General features: G+C 65.0%; 16 protein-coding genes. 8 read left to right on the top strand and 8 right to left on the bottom strand.

The window, feature by feature from the left end; all coding sequences use genetic code 11:
- The first annotated feature begins 130 nt into the window (after window positions 1-130).
- On the top strand, window positions 131-1,564 hold the full coding sequence (locus ACMGGG_RS09985) for a PLP-dependent aminotransferase family protein (protein ID WP_414155393.1): 1,434 nt from the start codon (window positions 131-133) through the stop codon (window positions 1,562-1,564).
- Here the strand turns inward: ACMGGG_RS09985 and ACMGGG_RS09980 are convergent.
- Complete coding sequence (locus ACMGGG_RS09980) at window positions 1,557-2,753, bottom strand: cyanate transporter (RefSeq protein WP_414155861.1); 1,197 nt, start codon at window positions 2,751-2,753, stop codon at window positions 1,557-1,559. The genes ACMGGG_RS09985 and ACMGGG_RS09980 overlap by 8 nt on opposite strands.
- Window positions 2,750-3,208, bottom strand: a complete 459-nt coding sequence (locus tag ACMGGG_RS09975; protein WP_063544752.1) for a nucleoside deaminase — start codon at window positions 3,206-3,208, stop codon at window positions 2,750-2,752. The genes ACMGGG_RS09980 and ACMGGG_RS09975 overlap by 4 nt, the downstream gene beginning before the upstream one ends.
- A 207-nt stretch (window positions 3,209-3,415) precedes the next feature.
- Here ACMGGG_RS09975 and ACMGGG_RS09970 point away from each other — a divergent pair, with 207 nt between their 5' ends.
- Window positions 3,416-3,853, top strand: coding sequence for a carboxymuconolactone decarboxylase family protein (locus ACMGGG_RS09970; RefSeq protein ID WP_054895379.1), 438 nt, complete (start codon window positions 3,416-3,418; stop codon window positions 3,851-3,853).
- A gap of 36 nt (window positions 3,854-3,889) precedes the next feature.
- Here ACMGGG_RS09970 and ACMGGG_RS09965 read toward each other — a convergent pair whose 3' ends face one another.
- A complete protein-coding gene (locus ACMGGG_RS09965) occupies window positions 3,890-4,903 on the bottom strand; it encodes an AraC family transcriptional regulator ligand-binding domain-containing protein (protein ID WP_414155392.1) in 1,014 nt (337 codons plus the stop codon).
- A 169-nt stretch (window positions 4,904-5,072) separates the two neighbouring features.
- On the opposite strand from ACMGGG_RS09965, the gene ACMGGG_RS09960 reads away from it, so the two are divergent.
- Genes ACMGGG_RS09960 through ACMGGG_RS09950 form a run of 3 tightly spaced genes read left to right on the top strand, consistent with a single transcriptional unit; the run spans window position 5,073 to window position 7,716 of the window.
- Window positions 5,073-6,257 carry an acetyl-CoA C-acyltransferase family protein gene (locus tag ACMGGG_RS09960; protein WP_414155391.1) on the top strand — a complete coding sequence of 395 codons (1,185 nt, stop codon included), beginning with the start codon at window positions 5,073-5,075 and terminating at the stop codon, window positions 6,255-6,257.
- A gap of 13 nt (window positions 6,258-6,270) precedes the next feature.
- Window positions 6,271-7,119 carry a 3-hydroxybutyryl-CoA dehydrogenase gene (locus ACMGGG_RS09955; protein WP_414155390.1) on the top strand — a complete coding sequence of 283 codons (849 nt, stop codon included), beginning with the start codon at window positions 6,271-6,273 and terminating at the stop codon, window positions 7,117-7,119.
- A gap of 12 nt (window positions 7,120-7,131) precedes the next feature.
- Entirely contained in the window at window positions 7,132-7,716 is a 585-nt protein-coding gene (locus ACMGGG_RS09950; protein WP_063544744.1) for a TetR/AcrR family transcriptional regulator, read from the top strand.
- Between the two features lie 40 nt (window positions 7,717-7,756).
- Here ACMGGG_RS09950 and ACMGGG_RS09945 read toward each other — a convergent pair whose 3' ends face one another.
- On the bottom strand, window positions 7,757-8,749 hold the full coding sequence (locus tag ACMGGG_RS09945) for a bile acid:sodium symporter family protein (protein WP_054895374.1): 993 nt from the start codon (window positions 8,747-8,749) through the stop codon (window positions 7,757-7,759).
- Window positions 8,750-8,876: 127 nt separating this feature from the next.
- Between ACMGGG_RS09945 and ampC the strand changes: the two genes are divergently transcribed.
- Together ampC and ACMGGG_RS09935 are read left to right on the top strand one after the other, a co-directional pair.
- The gene (ampC, locus tag ACMGGG_RS09940) at window positions 8,877-10,016 is read left to right on the top strand and encodes a class C beta-lactamase (protein ID WP_414155389.1); all 1,140 of its coding nucleotides are present in this window, start codon (window positions 8,877-8,879) and stop codon (window positions 10,014-10,016) included.
- A 684-nt stretch (window positions 10,017-10,700) separates the two neighbouring features.
- Complete coding sequence (locus ACMGGG_RS09935; protein ID WP_054893774.1) at window positions 10,701-11,036, top strand: hypothetical protein; 336 nt, start codon at window positions 10,701-10,703, stop codon at window positions 11,034-11,036.
- Window positions 11,037-11,121: 85 nt separating this feature from the next.
- Here ACMGGG_RS09935 and ACMGGG_RS09930 read toward each other — a convergent pair whose 3' ends face one another.
- The 4 genes from ACMGGG_RS09930 to ACMGGG_RS09915 all read right to left on the bottom strand — a co-directional run bounded on the left by ACMGGG_RS09930 (window position 11,122) and on the right by ACMGGG_RS09915 (window position 13,951).
- On the bottom strand, window positions 11,122-11,316 hold the full coding sequence (locus ACMGGG_RS09930; protein ID WP_414155388.1) for a hypothetical protein: 195 nt from the start codon (window positions 11,314-11,316) through the stop codon (window positions 11,122-11,124).
- A gap of 140 nt (window positions 11,317-11,456) precedes the next feature.
- Complete coding sequence (locus ACMGGG_RS09925) at window positions 11,457-11,777, bottom strand: YbjQ family protein (RefSeq protein ID WP_063544738.1); 321 nt, start codon at window positions 11,775-11,777, stop codon at window positions 11,457-11,459.
- 61 nt (window positions 11,778-11,838) lie between these two features.
- A complete protein-coding gene (locus ACMGGG_RS09920; protein ID WP_065862761.1) occupies window positions 11,839-12,726 on the bottom strand; it encodes an EamA family transporter in 888 nt (295 codons plus the stop codon).
- A gap of 313 nt (window positions 12,727-13,039) precedes the next feature.
- Window positions 13,040-13,951: a LysR substrate-binding domain-containing protein gene (locus ACMGGG_RS09915; protein WP_153774647.1), complete on the bottom strand. Its 912-nt coding sequence runs from the start codon at window positions 13,949-13,951 to the stop codon at window positions 13,040-13,042.
- 96 nt (window positions 13,952-14,047) lie between these two features.
- On the opposite strand from ACMGGG_RS09915, the gene ACMGGG_RS09910 reads away from it, so the two are divergent.
- Entirely contained in the window at window positions 14,048-15,139 is a 1,092-nt protein-coding gene (locus ACMGGG_RS09910) for a tartrate dehydrogenase (protein ID WP_414155387.1), read from the top strand.
- The last annotated feature ends 177 nt before the right edge of the window (window positions 15,140-15,316 follow it).

The raw sequence follows: 15,316 nt of genomic DNA, 5'->3' as shown, positions 1-15,316 counted from the left end.
GCTTGCCCGCGAAGCGCCGCGCGGGCGGCGCTCGATCTCACAGGCGCTGAAGAACTCCCGCCAAGCAACAAAACTTGCGAGCCACCCCCCAAAATCGCAAGCTAGGCCGTCCCCCCATCCGGATAGCCCCATGGAACTACACATTCGCCTGGAGGGCCGCAAGGGCCTGGCCGAGCAGCTCTACCAGCAGCTGCGCAGCGCCATCGACAGCGGCCACCTGGCCGCCGGCACCCAGTTGCCGCCCACGCGCCTGCTGGCCGAGCAGTTGGGGATATCGCGCAAGACCGTGGCCGAAGCGTACTCGCGGCTGACCTACGACAACCTGCTCAGCGGCGTGGTCGGGCGTGGCACCTTCGTCAGCCCACGGCGGGCCCTGCAGGCCAGCGACGTCGAGCCGATTGCCCTGGCCGCCGCCAGCAGCCTCGAACGCTGGCAGCAACGCACCACCGTGCTCGGCCGCTCCGCGCTCGAGGCGCCCTCGCGTTACGACTTCGTCGGCGGCGTATCGGCCAAGAGCCAGTTTCCCTTCGACCAATGGCGCGCCTGCATGCAGTACGCCCTGCGCTGCAGCCAGCGCCACAGCGAGCGCCAGTTCCCGGCCCAGGGCCTGCCCGAGCTGCGCGAAGCCATCGCCCATCACATTGCCTTCGCCCGCGGCGTGCACTGCAGCGCCGCCGATGTGCTGGTGTGCAACGGCGCCCAGCAGGCGCTCGACCTGATCGCTCGGGTGCTGGTCGAACCCGGTACACGCGTGGCCATGGAGGATCCCGGCTATCCACCGGCACGCCAGCTGTTTCTGGCGATGGGCGCTGATTTGCAGTCGGTGCCGGTGGACGATGAAGGGCTGTGCGTCGAGCTGATCGCAGACGGCACCCGGCTGATCTACGTGACGCCCTCGCACCAGTTCCCGCTCGGCATGCCGATGAGCGAGCGGCGCCGACACGCTCTGCTCGCCCGCGCCGCTGAACTCGGAGCGCTGATCATCGAGGATGACTACGACTGCGAGTTTCGCTATCAGGGCCCGGCCAGCGATGCGTTGCAACGCCTGGATCGACACGGGTTGGTGGCCTATGTCGGTACCTTTTCCAAGACCTTGCTGTCGGAGCTGCGCCTGGGCTATGCGGTACTGCCTCCCACCGTCCTGCGCGCCGCCTGCGTGGCCAAGCACCTGAGCGACTGGCACAGCCCGAGCCTGCAGCAATGGGCGCTGGCGCGCTTCATCGGCGAAGGCCATCTGAACCGCCATATTCGTCGTTGCCACGACATCTATGCCGCACGGCGCGAGCGCATCCTCGCACGCCTGGAAAGCGACCTGGCGCCCTGGCTGAGCGCCGTACCGGCCAGCGCCGGCTTTCACCTCAGCGCCCTGGCCGCACCTGGAGTCGATGTGGAGCTGCTGGTCAGGCTGACTCGCCGGGTCGAAGTCGGCGTCTATTCACTGGCGCCGTTCTTCAACGACGTGCCAGTGCGTCCCGGGCTGCTGATGGGCTTCGGTGCCATCGAGCGGCTGGACATCGACCCGGCGCTGGACCGCGTCCGCGATGCCCTGCAGCAGCTCAGTTGAGCGTCGTCGCCTGCATCGAGCGCCCCCGCCGCGCCACGGCAGCGGTGTAGCCTCGGGGGGCAAAGCGTGCGGTCACCAGCAGCATCGCCACCACGGTCAGCGTCAGCAGCGTCCAGGCAGCCTGGAAATCGCCGGTGAACGCACGCAGCCAGCCCGTCACATAAGGCACGGTACCGGTGACGATGAAGCCGACACCCTGCACGAAGGCAGCCAGGCTCCCCGCCTCGCCCGGTGTTTTCAGATGCTCGAGGGTCAGGGTAAGGCTGAGGCTGAAGCACGCACCCAGCCCCAGGCCGATCAACGCCACCCAAAGCCCCATGGCCTGGGTAGGCGCCAGCAGCAAACCGAGAAACCCACCCAACTGGATCGCCAGCGCCAACCACAGACCAGGCCGCCGGTCATGCAGGCGCCTCAGCAGCAATGGCAGCCCCAGCGCACCACTGACCTGGAAGATGGTCATCAGCCCCACCAGCTCGCCACCGCCCTGAGCCGTACCGCCGTGCTCCAGGTGATAGGCCGGCAGCCAGGCGACCATGCTGGTATAGCCGCCGTTGATCAGGCCGAAATACAGCGCCAACAACCAGGCACGGCGATTACCGAACCAGTGACCGCCGCTGGCCGCGGCCAGGTGCGGCGTGTCGTGGCGCGGGCGTAGCCAGGCCCAGCCGCACAGCGCAAGTAGCGCGGGCACTGCCCAGATGCCAAGCCCCGCCTGCCAGCGCCCTGCCACCTCGCTGACAGTCGGCCCGAGCACCGCAGCCAGGCCGCCGCCGCTCATCAACGCTGCCGAGTACAGCCCCATCGATGCAGCCAGGCGGCTCGGGAACCAGCGATTGACCAACCCCGGCATCATGCCCTGCACCACCGCCACGCCAAGGCCGGCGACCACGGCGCTGGCGATCAGCGCCCAGGCGCTGTCCAGTTGCAGCCGCCACAGGCACGCCAGGGCGATGGCCGAAAGTCCGGCGAGCATCCCGCCATGCTCACTGATCCAACGCCGCAGCCAAGGCTGCAGCAAAGGCACCAACCCCATGCACAGCACCGGTAGCGCCGTGAGCAACGCCGCTTGCTGGTAGCCAAGCCCGGTGCTGCTGCGCATGGGTTCGAGCAAGGGGCCGATGCTGGTCAGGATCGGCCGCAGGTTCAGGGCCAGCAGGATCACCAGCAGCAGGTTCAACGCGCCTCTCATACCGGGTTCGCCTGCCGCCACTGCTGGTAGAGGCCGGCCTCACCCTCAGGCTTGAGCACGTGCAGTGGCAGGCTCTGCTGCTGCGGTGCACGTGCCATCTGCGCATAGACCGCTGCCGTAGACAGCCCGTAAGGCTCGCCCTCGTCGTTGTCATAGGCGAACCATGCCCGCTCGATGCCGCACAGGTGCATGGCGGCCAGGCACATCGGGCACGGGTGGCCGCTGGCGTAGATTTCGGCACCGTCCAGACGCGACCTGCCCAAGGCCTGGGCGGCTTTGCGGATCGCCTGCAATTCGGCATGGGCAGTCGGGTCCTGAGTGCTGTGGATCTCGTTGACCGCACGGGCGACGATCTGGCCCTGGTGCACCAGCACCGCACCGAACGGGCGACCACCCGCTTCGATATTGGCGCGGGCCAGTGCCAGTGCTTCACGCATGAAGGTTTCGTTGGACATGAATCGATACTCCTCGAACAACAGGCGGCCATTATCCCGGCTGCTGGCGCGCGGCAGAAATGAAGAGATTGGATGCAGGTCAGTGGCCGCACGAATGCCGGCATTGGTCTCCCGGCAAATAGCGGGATTGGCTATCGGGCCCTGCAGGCAACGGCGCTACGCTGGCACCACGAATCACCCCTGACTTGAACTGACTGGAGAATCACCATGCACGATCGAATCGAATGGGCCAGGCACGCCCCTGAAGCCTACAAGGCCATGGTCGGCCTGGAGCAGGTCCTGGCCAAGTGCGGCCTGGAGCATTCACTGCTCGAACTGGTGCGCCTGCGCGCCTCGCAGATCAATGGCTGCGCCTATTGCGTGAACCTGCACGCCAACGATGCGCGCAAGGCGGGCGAAACCGAGGCACGCTTGCAGACCCTGAGCGTGTGGCAGGAAACCCGTTTCTTCACCCCGCGTGAACGCGCCGCACTGGCCTGGCTGGAAAGCCTCACCCGCTTGCCTGAGCGCGGTGCACCGCAGGTCGAGTACGAAGCGCTGCTGGAGCATTTCGAACCGAGCGAGGTCGCCAACCTGACCCTGGCGATCGCCACCATCAATGCCTGGAACCGCTTTGGTGTCGGCTTTGCCATGGTGCCGGCTTGAGGTGAGCCTTTGGGGCCGCTATGCGGCCCCGGCGGTCTACGGGCTCACACCCAGCCGGGTCCGATAACTCCCCGGACTCTGCCCCGTCCACTTCTTGAACGCCCGGTGAAAGGCGCTGGGCTCCTGGAACCCGGTCTGCTCGGCGATCTCGGCAATGCTCAGTTGCCCCTCGCGCAAACGCTCGAACGCCATGGCCCGACGCACTTCGTCCTTGATCTGCTGGTACGAGCGCCCCTCGCGCTCCAGTTGCCGGCGAAAGGTACTGGCGCTCAGACCCTGGCGCTCGGCCATGGCCGTCAGGGTCGGCCACTGTCCGTAGCCACGGCTGCGCAGATGGCGATAAACCTCCGCCACCAGGTCGCCCTGGTTGCGAAAACGGATCACCAGGCCCTGCGGCGCGCTGCGCAGGAAGGTCTTGAGCGCCGCCAGGTCCTGCACCACCGGCAGGCGCAGCCAGGCGCTGTCGAACTCCACCTCGGTACGCCCACTGCCCAGGCGCAGGTCCGGCCCCCACAGCAGCGTGTCGTCGTCCTGCGCCGGGCGCGCCACGGCAAGCTCGGTGCGGTCGATGCTGATGCGTCGTCCGGCCAGCCAGCACAGCAGGCCGACCACCAGCACCAGGAAGGTTTCCTCGGCATAGACCCGTGTCAGCGGATCGCCGATATTCGACTGCACGCTGATCACCGCACGCCCGCCGCGCACCGCGAAACTGCCGCGCAAATCGCGCAGGAACAACGCGAAGTTGCCCAGGCACTGGCGCAGCGCCTTTTCCAGGGTCGGTTCCTGGATCAAGCCACGGCAGATCAGGGCGAAGCTGCCCATCGGCATGCCATGGCTGTCGAGACGGAAGAACTCGTCGTCCAGGTTTTCGATCAGCGCCAGCCACAGCCGGGCGAACGCCTTGGCCGGTACCCGCGCCTGGGGGCGGGCCAGCAGTGCCGGGTCGATGCCGACCGCACGCAGTTGCGCATCGCGCTCCTCGGGGCGATCGCGCAGGGCGTGGAGCATGGCATTGAGAAAGTACACCGCGACCGAATCGCTTTCGCGCATGACGGATATCCGCTGTCTATGCTGAGTGGCAAAAAATGCCAGGTTGACTGAGCAGTTTCGGCATAGGCCCGTTCCCGGCCTTTGCCTAGACTCGGACCCCATCCGCAACGGTCGCCATTCTCGCAGAGCCCGGCACCGTCCCGCCACGCCTTCGCAATCGGAGCTATATATGAGCAGCGCAGAAATCTATGTCGTCAGTGCAGTGCGTTCGGCCATCGGTGGTTTTGGTGGCTCACTCAAGGACCTGCCGCTGGCCGACCTCGCCACCGCCGTGACCCGCGCTGCCATCGAGCGCTCGGGCGTGGCCGCCGAGCAGATCGGCCATGTGGTGATGGGCAACGTGATCCCGACCGAACCACGCGACGCCTACCTGGGCCGAGTGGCGGCGATGAACGCCGGCATCCCCAAGGAAACCCCGGCATTCAACGTCAACCGTCTGTGCGGATCGGGTCTGCAAGCGATCGTATCCGCCGCCCAGGGCCTGCTGCTGGGCGATACCGACATTGCCCTGGCTGCTGGCGCCGAGTCCATGAGCCGCGGCCCTTACCTGCTGCCGCAAGCCCGTTGGGGGGCACGCATGGGTGACCTGCAGGGCATCGACTACATGGTCGGCATCCTCCAGGATCCGTTCGAAGGCTTCCACATGGGTATCACCGCCGAGAACGTCGCCGCCAAGCACGGCATCACCCGTGAAATGCAGGACGAACTGGCGTTGACCAGCCAGCGCCGCGCCGCCCGCGCCATCGCCGAAGGTCGCTTCGACAGCCAGATCGTGCCGATCGAACTGAAGACCCGCAAAGGCAGTATGCAGTTCGCCATCGATGAGCACGTGCGCGGCGATGTCAGTGCCGAGCAGTTGGCGGGCATGCGCACCGCCTTCAAGAAAGACGGCAGCGTCACCGCCGGCAATGCCAGCGGCATCAACGACGGCGCCGCCGGCCTGGTCCTGGCGACTGGCGATGCGGTGCGCCGCCTTGGCCTCAAGCCGCTGGCAAGGCTGGTGGCCTACGCCCATGCCGGTGTCGAACCTGAGCTGATGGGCCTGGGCCCGATCCCGGCCACGCGCAAGGTACTTGAAAAGGCGGGCCTGTCGGTCAAGGACCTGGACGTGATCGAATCCAACGAAGCCTTCGCCGCCCAGGCCTGCGCTGTGGCCCAGACGTTGGGCTTCGATCCGGAAAAGGTCAACCCCAATGGTTCGGGCATCTCGCTCGGCCACCCGGTCGGCGCCACTGGCGCGATCATCGCCACCAAGGCCATCCACGAATTGCAGCGCATTCAGGGGCGCTATGCGCTGGCGACCATGTGCATCGGTGGCGGCCAAGGCATCGCCGTGGTCTTCGAGCGCGTGTGACGGGAGCATTGACATGACCATCCAGCAGATCGCCGTGATCGGCGCCGGTACCATGGGCAACGGCATCGCCCAGGTGTGCGCGATAGCCGGCTTCCAGGTGTTGCTCATCGATGTCAGTGACGCAGCGCTTGAGCGCGGTGTCGCCACACTGAGCAAGAACCTGGAACGCCAGGTCAGCAAGGGTACCCTCGAGGCGGACACGGCCGAAGCCGCCCGGACGCGCATCCGCACCAGTACCGACTACGCGCAGCTGTCGAGCGCGCAACTGGTGATCGAGGCCGCGACCGAAAACCTGGCGCTCAAGCAGCGCATCCTCCAGCAGGTGGCCGCCAGTGTCGCTGCACAGTGCCTGATCGCCACCAATACCTCATCGCTGTCGGTCACTCAGCTGGCCGCCAGCATCGAGCACCCTGAGCGGTTCATCGGTGTGCACTTCTTCAACCCAGTGCCGATGATGGCCCTGGTCGAGGTCATCCGTGGCCTTCAGACCAGCGACACGACCTACGCCCAGGCGCTGCTGGTCACAGAGAAGTTGGGCAAGACACCGATCACTGCGGGCAACCGCCCCGGCTTCGTGGTCAACCGCATCCTGGTGCCGATGATCAATGAAGCGATCTTCGTGCGTCAGGAGGGCCTGGCCAGCGCCGAGGATATCGACACGGGCATGCGTCTGGGCTGCAACCAACCGATCGGCCCGCTGGCACTGGCCGACCTGATCGGCCTGGACACCCTGCTGGCGATCATGGAGGCCTTCCACGAGGGCTTCAACGACAGCAAGTACCGCCCTGCACCGCTGCTCAAGGAGATGGTTGCCGCCGGCTACCTCGGGCGCAAGAGCGGCCGTGGTTTCTTCACCTACTGAGGAGCGCGCGTCATGCCGGTCACCGCTGCCCTGCGCTGCGCCAATTTCGAGGAACGCCGCGACAGGGCCATGGCGCTGTTCGCCGAAAAAGGCTTCGGCCAGGTCAGCATGCGCGAACTGGCCGCGCATGTCGGGCTGACGGCGGGCTCGCTGTACCACCATTTCCCGAGCAAGCAGGACCTGTTGTTCGACCTGATCGAGGAGCTGTACGAAGAACTGCTGGCCACGCTCGACCAAGGCCGCCGCGCGCTGGCCAGAGGCAAGCCGGCATTGCCTGGCCTGATTGCCGCGCACTGGCAGTTGCACAGTGAGCGGCCCTTGCAGTTTCGTCTGGCAGAGCGGGATTTCTGCTGCCTGAGCGAGGCTCAGCAGGCACGCCTGGGCGAGCTGCGCCACGACTACGAAACCGGGTTGTTGCAATTGGTCGCGCCCAAGGCGCGCCATGGCGGCGAGGTGCTGGCAGCGGCCGGGCACGTGCTGGGCAGCTTGCTGAACCAGCTGCCGGGCGTGCTGCAAGCGCGTGGCGTGCCCGAGCTGCAAGGCGTCGGGCTGATGGAGAGCCTGGTGGCGGGCGGGATAGAGCGAGCGTTGGTGTGAACGGTACGCGCTTCGCGTCCCGCTCACACCACCCTCTGCGTCAGGACGCCGCCGAAGCTTCCTCGCCCACCACTTCCCGCGCTGCGTAGCGCTGCGCCAGCACCGCACACACCATCAGCTGGATCTGGTGGAACAGCATCAGCGGCAGGATCATCGCGCCGATCCCGCTCCCCACGAACAATACCTGAGCCATCGGCACCCCGGTGGCCAGGCTCTTCTTCGAGCCGGCAAACAGGATGGTGATGCGGTCTTCGACGCTGAAGCCCAGCACGCGCCCCAGCAAGCGGGTACCGAGCAGCACCACCGCCAGCAACACGCCGCAGGCGACGAACAGACCCAGCAGGTGCTGCGGCGAGACGGTATTCCACAAGCCCGTCACGACCGCTTCACTGAACGCGGTATAGACCACCAGCAGGATCGAACCCTGGTCGACGATCTTCAGCCAGCGTGCATTCTTCTTGACCCAGGCGCCGATCCAGCGACGGGCGATCTGTCCCGCCACGAAGGGCACCAGCAGTTGCAGGGTGATCTTAAGTACCGCATCGAGCCCCGAACCGGTATCGCCGTCAGCACCCAGCAACAGCATCACCAGCAGTGGCGTGAGGAAGATGCCCAGCAGGCTGGAGGCCGCCGCACTGCAGATCGCTGCCGGGACGTTGCCGCGTGCCAGCGAGGTGAAGGCGATGGCCGACTGCACGGTCGCAGGCAAGGCGCACAGGTAGAGCAGGCCCAGGTACAGCTCGTTGCCCACCAGCGGCACGAACAGTGGCTTGAACGCCAGGCCCAGCAATGGAAAGAGTACGAAGGTGCAGGAGAACACCAGGATGTGCAGGCGCCAGTGGCCGGCACCGGCGATGATCGCCTCGCGTGACAGCTTGGCGCCGTGCAGGAAGAACAACAGGCCAATCGCCAGGTTGGTCAGCCAGCCGAAGGCCACCGCGCCGTCACCCGAACAGGGCAGCAAGGTCGCCAGCAGGACCACCGAGAGCAGGGTCAGGGTGAATTTATCGAAAAGCATGCGCAGGTACTTCATGAAGTGTCCGTCTTGTCATGGTGCAAGGCCTGACGATAAGGTCTGCGCTCTCTCGGCGCTAACGCCGGAACCCCCGCCAGTGTCGCTGAACGGACATTGGCCCTCTTCCAGGCAAGGAAACCTACCGATGTACAACCTCCGCCCCGCCCTGCTCACCCTGGCCCTGGCGATGACCGCAACCCCGGCGCTGGCCGACGACCTGCAACACCAGGTCGACGCCATCGTCCAGCCACTGATGCAGGCACAACGCATTCCCGGCATGGCCGTGGCGGTCTACGCCAATGGCCAGGCGCACTACTTCAACTACGGCGTGGCCGACAAGGCCGACAATCGCCCCGTGACCCGCGACACGCTGTTCGAAGTCGGCTCGGTGAGCAAGACCTACACCGCCACCCTCGTCGCACTGGCCAGCGCCCGAGGCAAGCTCGACCTCGATGCCCCGGCCAGCCGCTACCAACCGGCACTGGAAAAGTCCGCGCTGGGCTCGGCGAGCGTTCTGGAACTGGGCGCCTATAGTGCTGACTGCCTGCCGTTGCAGTTTCCCGACGAGGTGAGCAACGACGCGCAGGCGCTGGTGTTCCTCCAGCAGTGGCAACAGAAAACCGAGCGCGGCACCCGCCGTTGCTATTCCAATCCGAGCCTGGGACTGTTCGGTAACCTCGCAGCGCAGGCGCAGAAACGCCCGTTTGCCGAACTGATGCGCCAGGACCTGCTCCCAGGCCTGGGTCTGAAGCACACCTACCTGCAGGTCCCGGCAGCAGAGCGCAGCCACTACGCCCAGGGCTACGACGCCAATGAGCGCCCGATTCGCGTCAGCCCGGGGGCCTTCGCCGACGAAGCCTACGGCATCAAGACCAGCGCCACCGATATGCTCGCCTACCTGCGCGCGCAGCTCGACCCGCAGGGATTGTCGGCCGATATGGCCAAGGCGATCGCCATCACCCACGGCGGCTACTTCCAGGTGGGCGACATGACCCAGGGCCTGGGCTGGGAACGCTACCCCTATCCGGTCGCACTCGACACTCTGGTCAAGGGCAACGGTGTGCAGATGATCCGTGAGGCACAGGCCACCAAACGCCTGCAGCCGGCGCAGCCGGACGCTCCTGGGTACTGGTACAACAAGACCGGTGCCACCACCGGGTTCGGCGCCTACGTCGCCTTTGTGCCTGCCAAGGGAATCGCGATCGCGCTGCTCGCCAATCGCAATTACCCCAACGATGAACGGGTTCGTGCGGCCCACGCGATCGTGTCTGTCGTAGCGCCGTGAGTGGCATGCCTTTCAAGGTGGTTGCGTAGAGGCTGGGAGGGTTCGCCGAAAGATTTTCTGCGCCTATGAGATCGAGCGCCGCCCGCGCGGCGCTTCGCGGGCAAGCCCGCTCCCACAGTTTGTTTCGGGCCAGTTATGCCTGTGCCACAGGCGCGCGACCGCCTGGTGTGTACGACTCGATATCGCGCCGTGCGCCAAAGGGGTCGCGCGAAAATGCCACAGGACTCATTGGCCCGAAACAAACTGTGGGAGCGGGCTTGCCCGCGAAGCGCCGCGCGGGCGGCGCTCGATCTCATAGGCGCTAAAAACCTCCCGGCAAGCACCTACCCGCCCTCACACAATCACCTGCGAACTCCTTGAAAGCAATAACCTCAAGTACACGCTATTCCCCTGAAAAAGCAGGATTGTCCGACAAGATGTAGTGAGAAAAAATTTTCACTACAAAACCATTGACGCCCTTCCCCAGCCTTGTGCATGATGAGGCCGTCTCCCTGATCGGGAGCGGTGGCAAGGGTATTCCAGACGGCCTGCGCGGTAACGCAGGCCGTTCGTGGAGAGGGAAACTGTCCAAAAGGCAGCGTGAGAAAGCCCCTGTTGCGATGCTGCTGTAGCAGCCTTGGTAGAGCGCTACACCGCTGTGGCGCCAACTGTGAAAATCACCAACGAATGGGTAATGGGGGCTTTATGATGAACTTGAACAACAATCCTACGATCGACCAATTGGCCCAGCTGTTCGCCGCGCGCAAGGACAGCCTCGACGACCACCTGCTGTGGGTCAGCCAGACCGGCGAGGTCCGCCTCGACCGCCTGCCGGCCAACACCGTCGAAGACGAATCCGACCTGCATATGCCCGACAGCATGTGCGCCCGTTTCAAGGTCTACCGCCGTGGCCAGGGCTACGTCGGCAAGAAGGCCGCCGCTGACACTCAGTTCGTCGAACGCGTGCTCATGACCCTGCAACAAGAATGGCCCGCTGCCCGTGAGCAGCAGGCCGTCAAGGTGATCGACCCACTCAACTGAGTTGTACACCGCTACTTGAGCCCGGCCCGCAAGGCCGGGCTTTTTCATGCCTGGCGCGGTCTCCCGCAATGGGATCAATGAGGCGTCAGGATGACTTCTTGACTGGCACCCGTGGCGTGAAACGCCCTTTCTTGCTGCGCTGCAAGTGGGCCGGCTGAAGCTGCTCGGATTCGTCGAGGGTCATGTTGGCAAAACCCAGGTGAAAGGCCGTCTGGCCGCAACGCACCTGGTTATTGATCGGGAATGCGTCGTTCAGGTCTTCGATATAGGACTCGCTCATGCCCTGTCTCCCTCCAAAGGCGTCCGCGTCGGCAAGCAACCTGCTTGCCCAGAGAAACACGGTCCGTAGAAATGAGACTAGTCGGTCATTTGCAGACCACTCGGACGAAAGTCCTTTGCCCGACCAATGGCACCTGGCCGCTATCTAAGGCGCACAGCCGTGCCGGTGGCGAACACCACGACCATTCCGCCCTGCACGGACGGCATGCTGATTTCGAAGTCCACGCCAACCACTGCATCGGCCTGCAAGCGACGTGCCCGCTCCAGCAGTTCCTCGGTGGCCTGCTCGCGCGCCTGGCGCAATGCGCTTTCCAGGGTTTGCGAGCGACCGCCGAAGAAGTCGCGCCAGCGTGCGAAGAAATCGCGCACGAAATTGACGCCCTGCACCGATTCGGCGCTGACCACGCCGAGGTACTCGGCGATCGGGCGACCTTCGAGCTGGCTGGTAGTGGAAATGATCATGGGCGCGGCTCCGTGGTTCTGGGAAACCCCAGATCCTAACAGAGCCTTGCACTGAACAACGCTAGTGCGCGCTGGCAGCTCGCAGGCGCTGGCTCAGGCGAGGCCCGAAGACATTGATCAGCAGCCCCAGCATCACCAGCAGCGCCCCCCAACCCTGCGCGGCGCTGAGGCGCTCGTCGAGCAGCCAGGCCGAGGAGCTCAGGCCGATCACCGGCACCAGCAGCGAAAATGGCGCGACCTTGCCGGCCGGGTGACGCGAGAGCAATTTGCTCCACAGGCTGTAGCCGAGCATGGTGGCGACCAGCGCCAGGTAGAGCAGCGCCAGCACCGAACTCATGCCGATGTTGGCCAGCGCATGGCCGATGCGCTCCGGCCCCTCCAACCACCACGACAGCGCCAGGAACGGCAGCGGCGGAATCAACCCGCCCCAGATCACCAAGGCCACCAGATCCACCGAGCCAAAGCGACGGGTAATGATATTGCCCATGCCCCACATGGCGCCGGCGCACAGGGTCAACAGCAGCGCCACAAATGGCACATGGCTGCTGTCTTCGCTGCCGATCACCGCAAGGCCGCCGGCCGCCACCAGCAATCCGAGTACACTGGCCGGGCGCAAGCGCTCGCCCAGAAACAGCGCGGCGAAACCCAGGGTGAAGAACGCCTGCGACTGCAGCACCAGCGAAGCCAGACCCGGGGGCATGCCGCTGTACATGGCCTGGAACAGGAAGGCGAACTGCCCCAGCGAGATGGTCGCGCCATAGGCAATCAGCCAACGCCAGGGCAGGTTCGGACGCTTGATGAAGAGGATTGCCGGAAACGCCACCAGCATGAAACGCAAGGCACCGAGCAGCATGGGCGGAAGGCCGTCGAGCCCGACCTTGATGACCACGAAGTTGACGCCCCAGGCAATGATCACCACCAGAGCGATCAGCAGGTCCTTGACTGGCATTTCGGTGTTCCTTCTCTCAGGCTTTACTAGACATATTTCGTTACAGCATAAGGGTATTCCGTCGACAGCGACCAGCACAGTTGCGGCCCAGGGTTGCGCAACAGTCAGCTGTTTGCGCAAGGGTTGAGCGGTTTTGCAGCGGTCGTCTCGCGGCAAGTCGGAGCGCCTAATCGCTGCTTGTGTCCGGAAAGGTGCCGCGTAGCGGGTCCAGGATCTGTGCAGATACACGGAGTATCAGGGGCTGCTGCGCAGCCCTTTCGCGACATGAGGCCACTCCTGCAGGGCCGATGGCCGTCGAGGGCAGAGACCGAAGTCACCCCGGCAACCGATACCGTTCGGCAAAGTACTGCCGGAAGAACTCCACCGCCACCCGCACCTTGGCCGATCCGGCCAGGGGCGCGGTGTACACCGCCCAGATGTCCGCCGCCTGCTGGTAATCCTCCAGTACCTGTACCAACCGGCCATCGACCAGGTTGTCGTGCACATCCCACCACGAGCGCAGCAGGATTCCGCGCCCATCCAGGCACCACTGGTGCGCCACCTCGCCATGGTTGCTCGACAGCGGCCCGGTCACCCGCACGCTTTCTTCGCCACTGGGGCCCTCCAGGTGCCACAGACCGAACGGATGATCGCGTTCCTTGATCACCAGGCAGTCGTGGCTGGCCAGCTCCGCCAAGGTGCGCGGTGTACCGTGCCGGGCCAGGTAGGCCGGCGCCGCGCAGAGCACCCGGCGATTGCGCGCCAGAGGCTTGGCAATCAGGTGCGGTGCGATGACGTTGCCCACGCGAATGTCCAGGTCGACACCTTCGGCGATCAGGTCCACCAGCCGATCGTGCACGTCCAGACGGATGTCCAGGCGCGGATAGCGCGCCGCTAGCTCCGACAGTGCTGGTGCCACGAAACGTCGCCCCAGCCCCAGGCTGCTGGCGATGCGCAGTTGCCCGGCAGGCTCGCGCTGGCCGGCGTTGAGATCGTCGTCCATGCCCTGGAGCGCATTGAAGATCTGTTGTGCCCACTGATAGACCCGTTCGCCCTCCTCGCTCACCGTCACCCGTCGCGTGGTGCGATGCAGCAGGCGTACGCCCAGGCTTTCTTCGAGCAGCCGGATACGCTTGCTGACGAACGCCGGCGACATGCCGCGCTCGTCCGCCACTGCAGCAAAGCTGGCACGACGGGCCACGTGCAGGAAGATATCGAGGTCGTCGAGGTTCGGCAGATTATTCACGATACGTACACTAAGAATAAATGAATGGATGGATTATCTCTGAATCGCCTCCTTATAGCATGAGCCACATCTGTTCCCACACACGAGATGCACGTCATGACCAAGACCTTCAAAATCGCCGCCATCCCGGGTGACGGCATCGGCAACGAAGTCCTCCCCGAAGGCATCCGCGTGGTCGAGGCCGCGGCACGCAAGCACGGCCTGGACCTGCAATTCGAGTTCTTCGAATGGGCCAGCTGCGACTACTACCTGGCCCACGGCAAGATGATGCCCGATGACTGGTTCGAACAGCTCAAGGGCTTCGATGCGCTGTTCTTCGGTGCCGTCGGCTGGCCAGACAAGGTTCCCGACCACATCTCGCTGTGGGGTTCGCTGCTCAAGTTCCGCCGCGACTTCGATCAGTACGTCAACATCAGACCCGTGCGCCTGTTCCCTGGCGTGCCCTGCCCACTGGCCAACAAGCAGCCGGGTGATATCGACTTCGTGGTGATCCGCGAGAACACCGAGGGTGAGTACTCCTCGCTCGGCGGACGCATGTTCGAAGGCACCGACAACGAATTCGTGTTGCAGGAGTCGGTGTTCACACGCCGCGGCGTCGACCGCATCCTCAAGTACGCGTTCGAAGTCGCCCAGACCCGCGAGCGCAAGCACGTGACTTCGGCGACCAAGTCCAACGGCATGGCCGTGAGCATGCCCTACTGGGACGAGCGCACCGCCGCGATGGCCGCGCACTACCCCGAGATCAGCTGGGACAAGCAGCACATCGACATTCTCTGCGCACGCTTCGTGCTGCAGCCAGAACGTTTCGACGTGGTGGTGGCCTCCAACCTGTTCGGCGACATCCTCTCCGACCTGGGTCCGGCGTGCGCTGGCACCATCGGCATCGCGCCCTCGGCCAACCTCAACCCCGAACGCAAGTTCCCGTCGCTGTTCGAGCCGGTACATGGGTCGGCGCCAGACATCTACGGCAAGAACATCGCCAACCCGATCGCGATGATCTGGTCCGGCGCGCTGATGCTCGAGTTCCTCGGCAAGGACGGCGACGACGCGCGCTACCAGGCCGCCCACGACGACATCCTCAAGGCCATCGAGACCGTGATCGCCAACGGCGACACCACCCGCGACATGGGCGGCAGCCGTTCCACCCAGGAGGTCGGCAATGCCATCGCCGAACTGCTCGGCGCCTGACCAGCAGTATGGATATCCGTGAGAGCGGCGGGTCGCCGCTCTCATAGGGATAGAGCGGGCTTCGCGCGCTCACCGGAACTGCACCAGCCGCGCTTTGACCACATCGCCACAAAACCCGCCATCAGGATTGTCCGACGATCCTCTTGCGGCCCTCGACAAATCCATGCACACTTTTCG

This window comes from Pseudomonas sp. BNK-44-b (assembly GCF_047456245.1).
GTDB classification, from domain to species: domain Bacteria; phylum Pseudomonadota; class Gammaproteobacteria; order Pseudomonadales; family Pseudomonadaceae; genus Aquipseudomonas; species Aquipseudomonas machongensis.
This window is presented reverse-complemented; position numbering and strand designations above follow the sequence as displayed.

What these genes read in the sequence shown, in the direction of transcription:
- ampC (WP_414155389.1), top strand. Translation starts at nt 8,877, where the DNA reads ATGTACAACCTCCGCCCCGCCCTGCTCACCCTGGCCCTGGCGATGACC.
- ACMGGG_RS09910 (WP_414155387.1), top strand. Translation starts at nt 14,048, where the DNA reads ATGACCAAGACCTTCAAAATCGCCGCCATCCCGGGTGACGGCATCGGC.
- ACMGGG_RS09965 (WP_414155392.1), bottom strand. Translation starts at nt 4,903, where the DNA reads ATGCGCGAAAGCGATTCGGTCGCGGTGTACTTTCTCAATGCCATGCTC.
- ACMGGG_RS09975 (WP_063544752.1), bottom strand. Translation starts at nt 3,208, where the DNA reads ATGTCCAACGAAACCTTCATGCGTGAAGCACTGGCACTGGCCCGCGCC.
- ACMGGG_RS09955 (WP_414155390.1), top strand. Translation starts at nt 6,271, where the DNA reads ATGACCATCCAGCAGATCGCCGTGATCGGCGCCGGTACCATGGGCAAC.
- ACMGGG_RS09950 (WP_063544744.1), top strand. Translation starts at nt 7,132, where the DNA reads ATGCCGGTCACCGCTGCCCTGCGCTGCGCCAATTTCGAGGAACGCCGC.
- ACMGGG_RS09960 (WP_414155391.1), top strand. Translation starts at nt 5,073, where the DNA reads ATGAGCAGCGCAGAAATCTATGTCGTCAGTGCAGTGCGTTCGGCCATC.
- ACMGGG_RS09970 (WP_054895379.1), top strand. Translation starts at nt 3,416, where the DNA reads ATGCACGATCGAATCGAATGGGCCAGGCACGCCCCTGAAGCCTACAAG.
- ACMGGG_RS09935 (WP_054893774.1), top strand. Translation starts at nt 10,701, where the DNA reads ATGATGAACTTGAACAACAATCCTACGATCGACCAATTGGCCCAGCTG.
- ACMGGG_RS09980 (WP_414155861.1), bottom strand. Translation starts at nt 2,753, where the DNA reads ATGAGAGGCGCGTTGAACCTGCTGCTGGTGATCCTGCTGGCCCTGAAC.
- ACMGGG_RS09945 (WP_054895374.1), bottom strand. Translation starts at nt 8,749, where the DNA reads ATGAAGTACCTGCGCATGCTTTTCGATAAATTCACCCTGACCCTGCTC.
- ACMGGG_RS09930 (WP_414155388.1), bottom strand. Translation starts at nt 11,316, where the DNA reads ATGAGCGAGTCCTATATCGAAGACCTGAACGACGCATTCCCGATCAAT.
- ACMGGG_RS09925 (WP_063544738.1), bottom strand. Translation starts at nt 11,777, where the DNA reads ATGATCATTTCCACTACCAGCCAGCTCGAAGGTCGCCCGATCGCCGAG.
- ACMGGG_RS09920 (WP_065862761.1), bottom strand. Translation starts at nt 12,726, where the DNA reads ATGCCAGTCAAGGACCTGCTGATCGCTCTGGTGGTGATCATTGCCTGG.
- ACMGGG_RS09985 (WP_414155393.1), top strand. Translation starts at nt 131, where the DNA reads ATGGAACTACACATTCGCCTGGAGGGCCGCAAGGGCCTGGCCGAGCAG.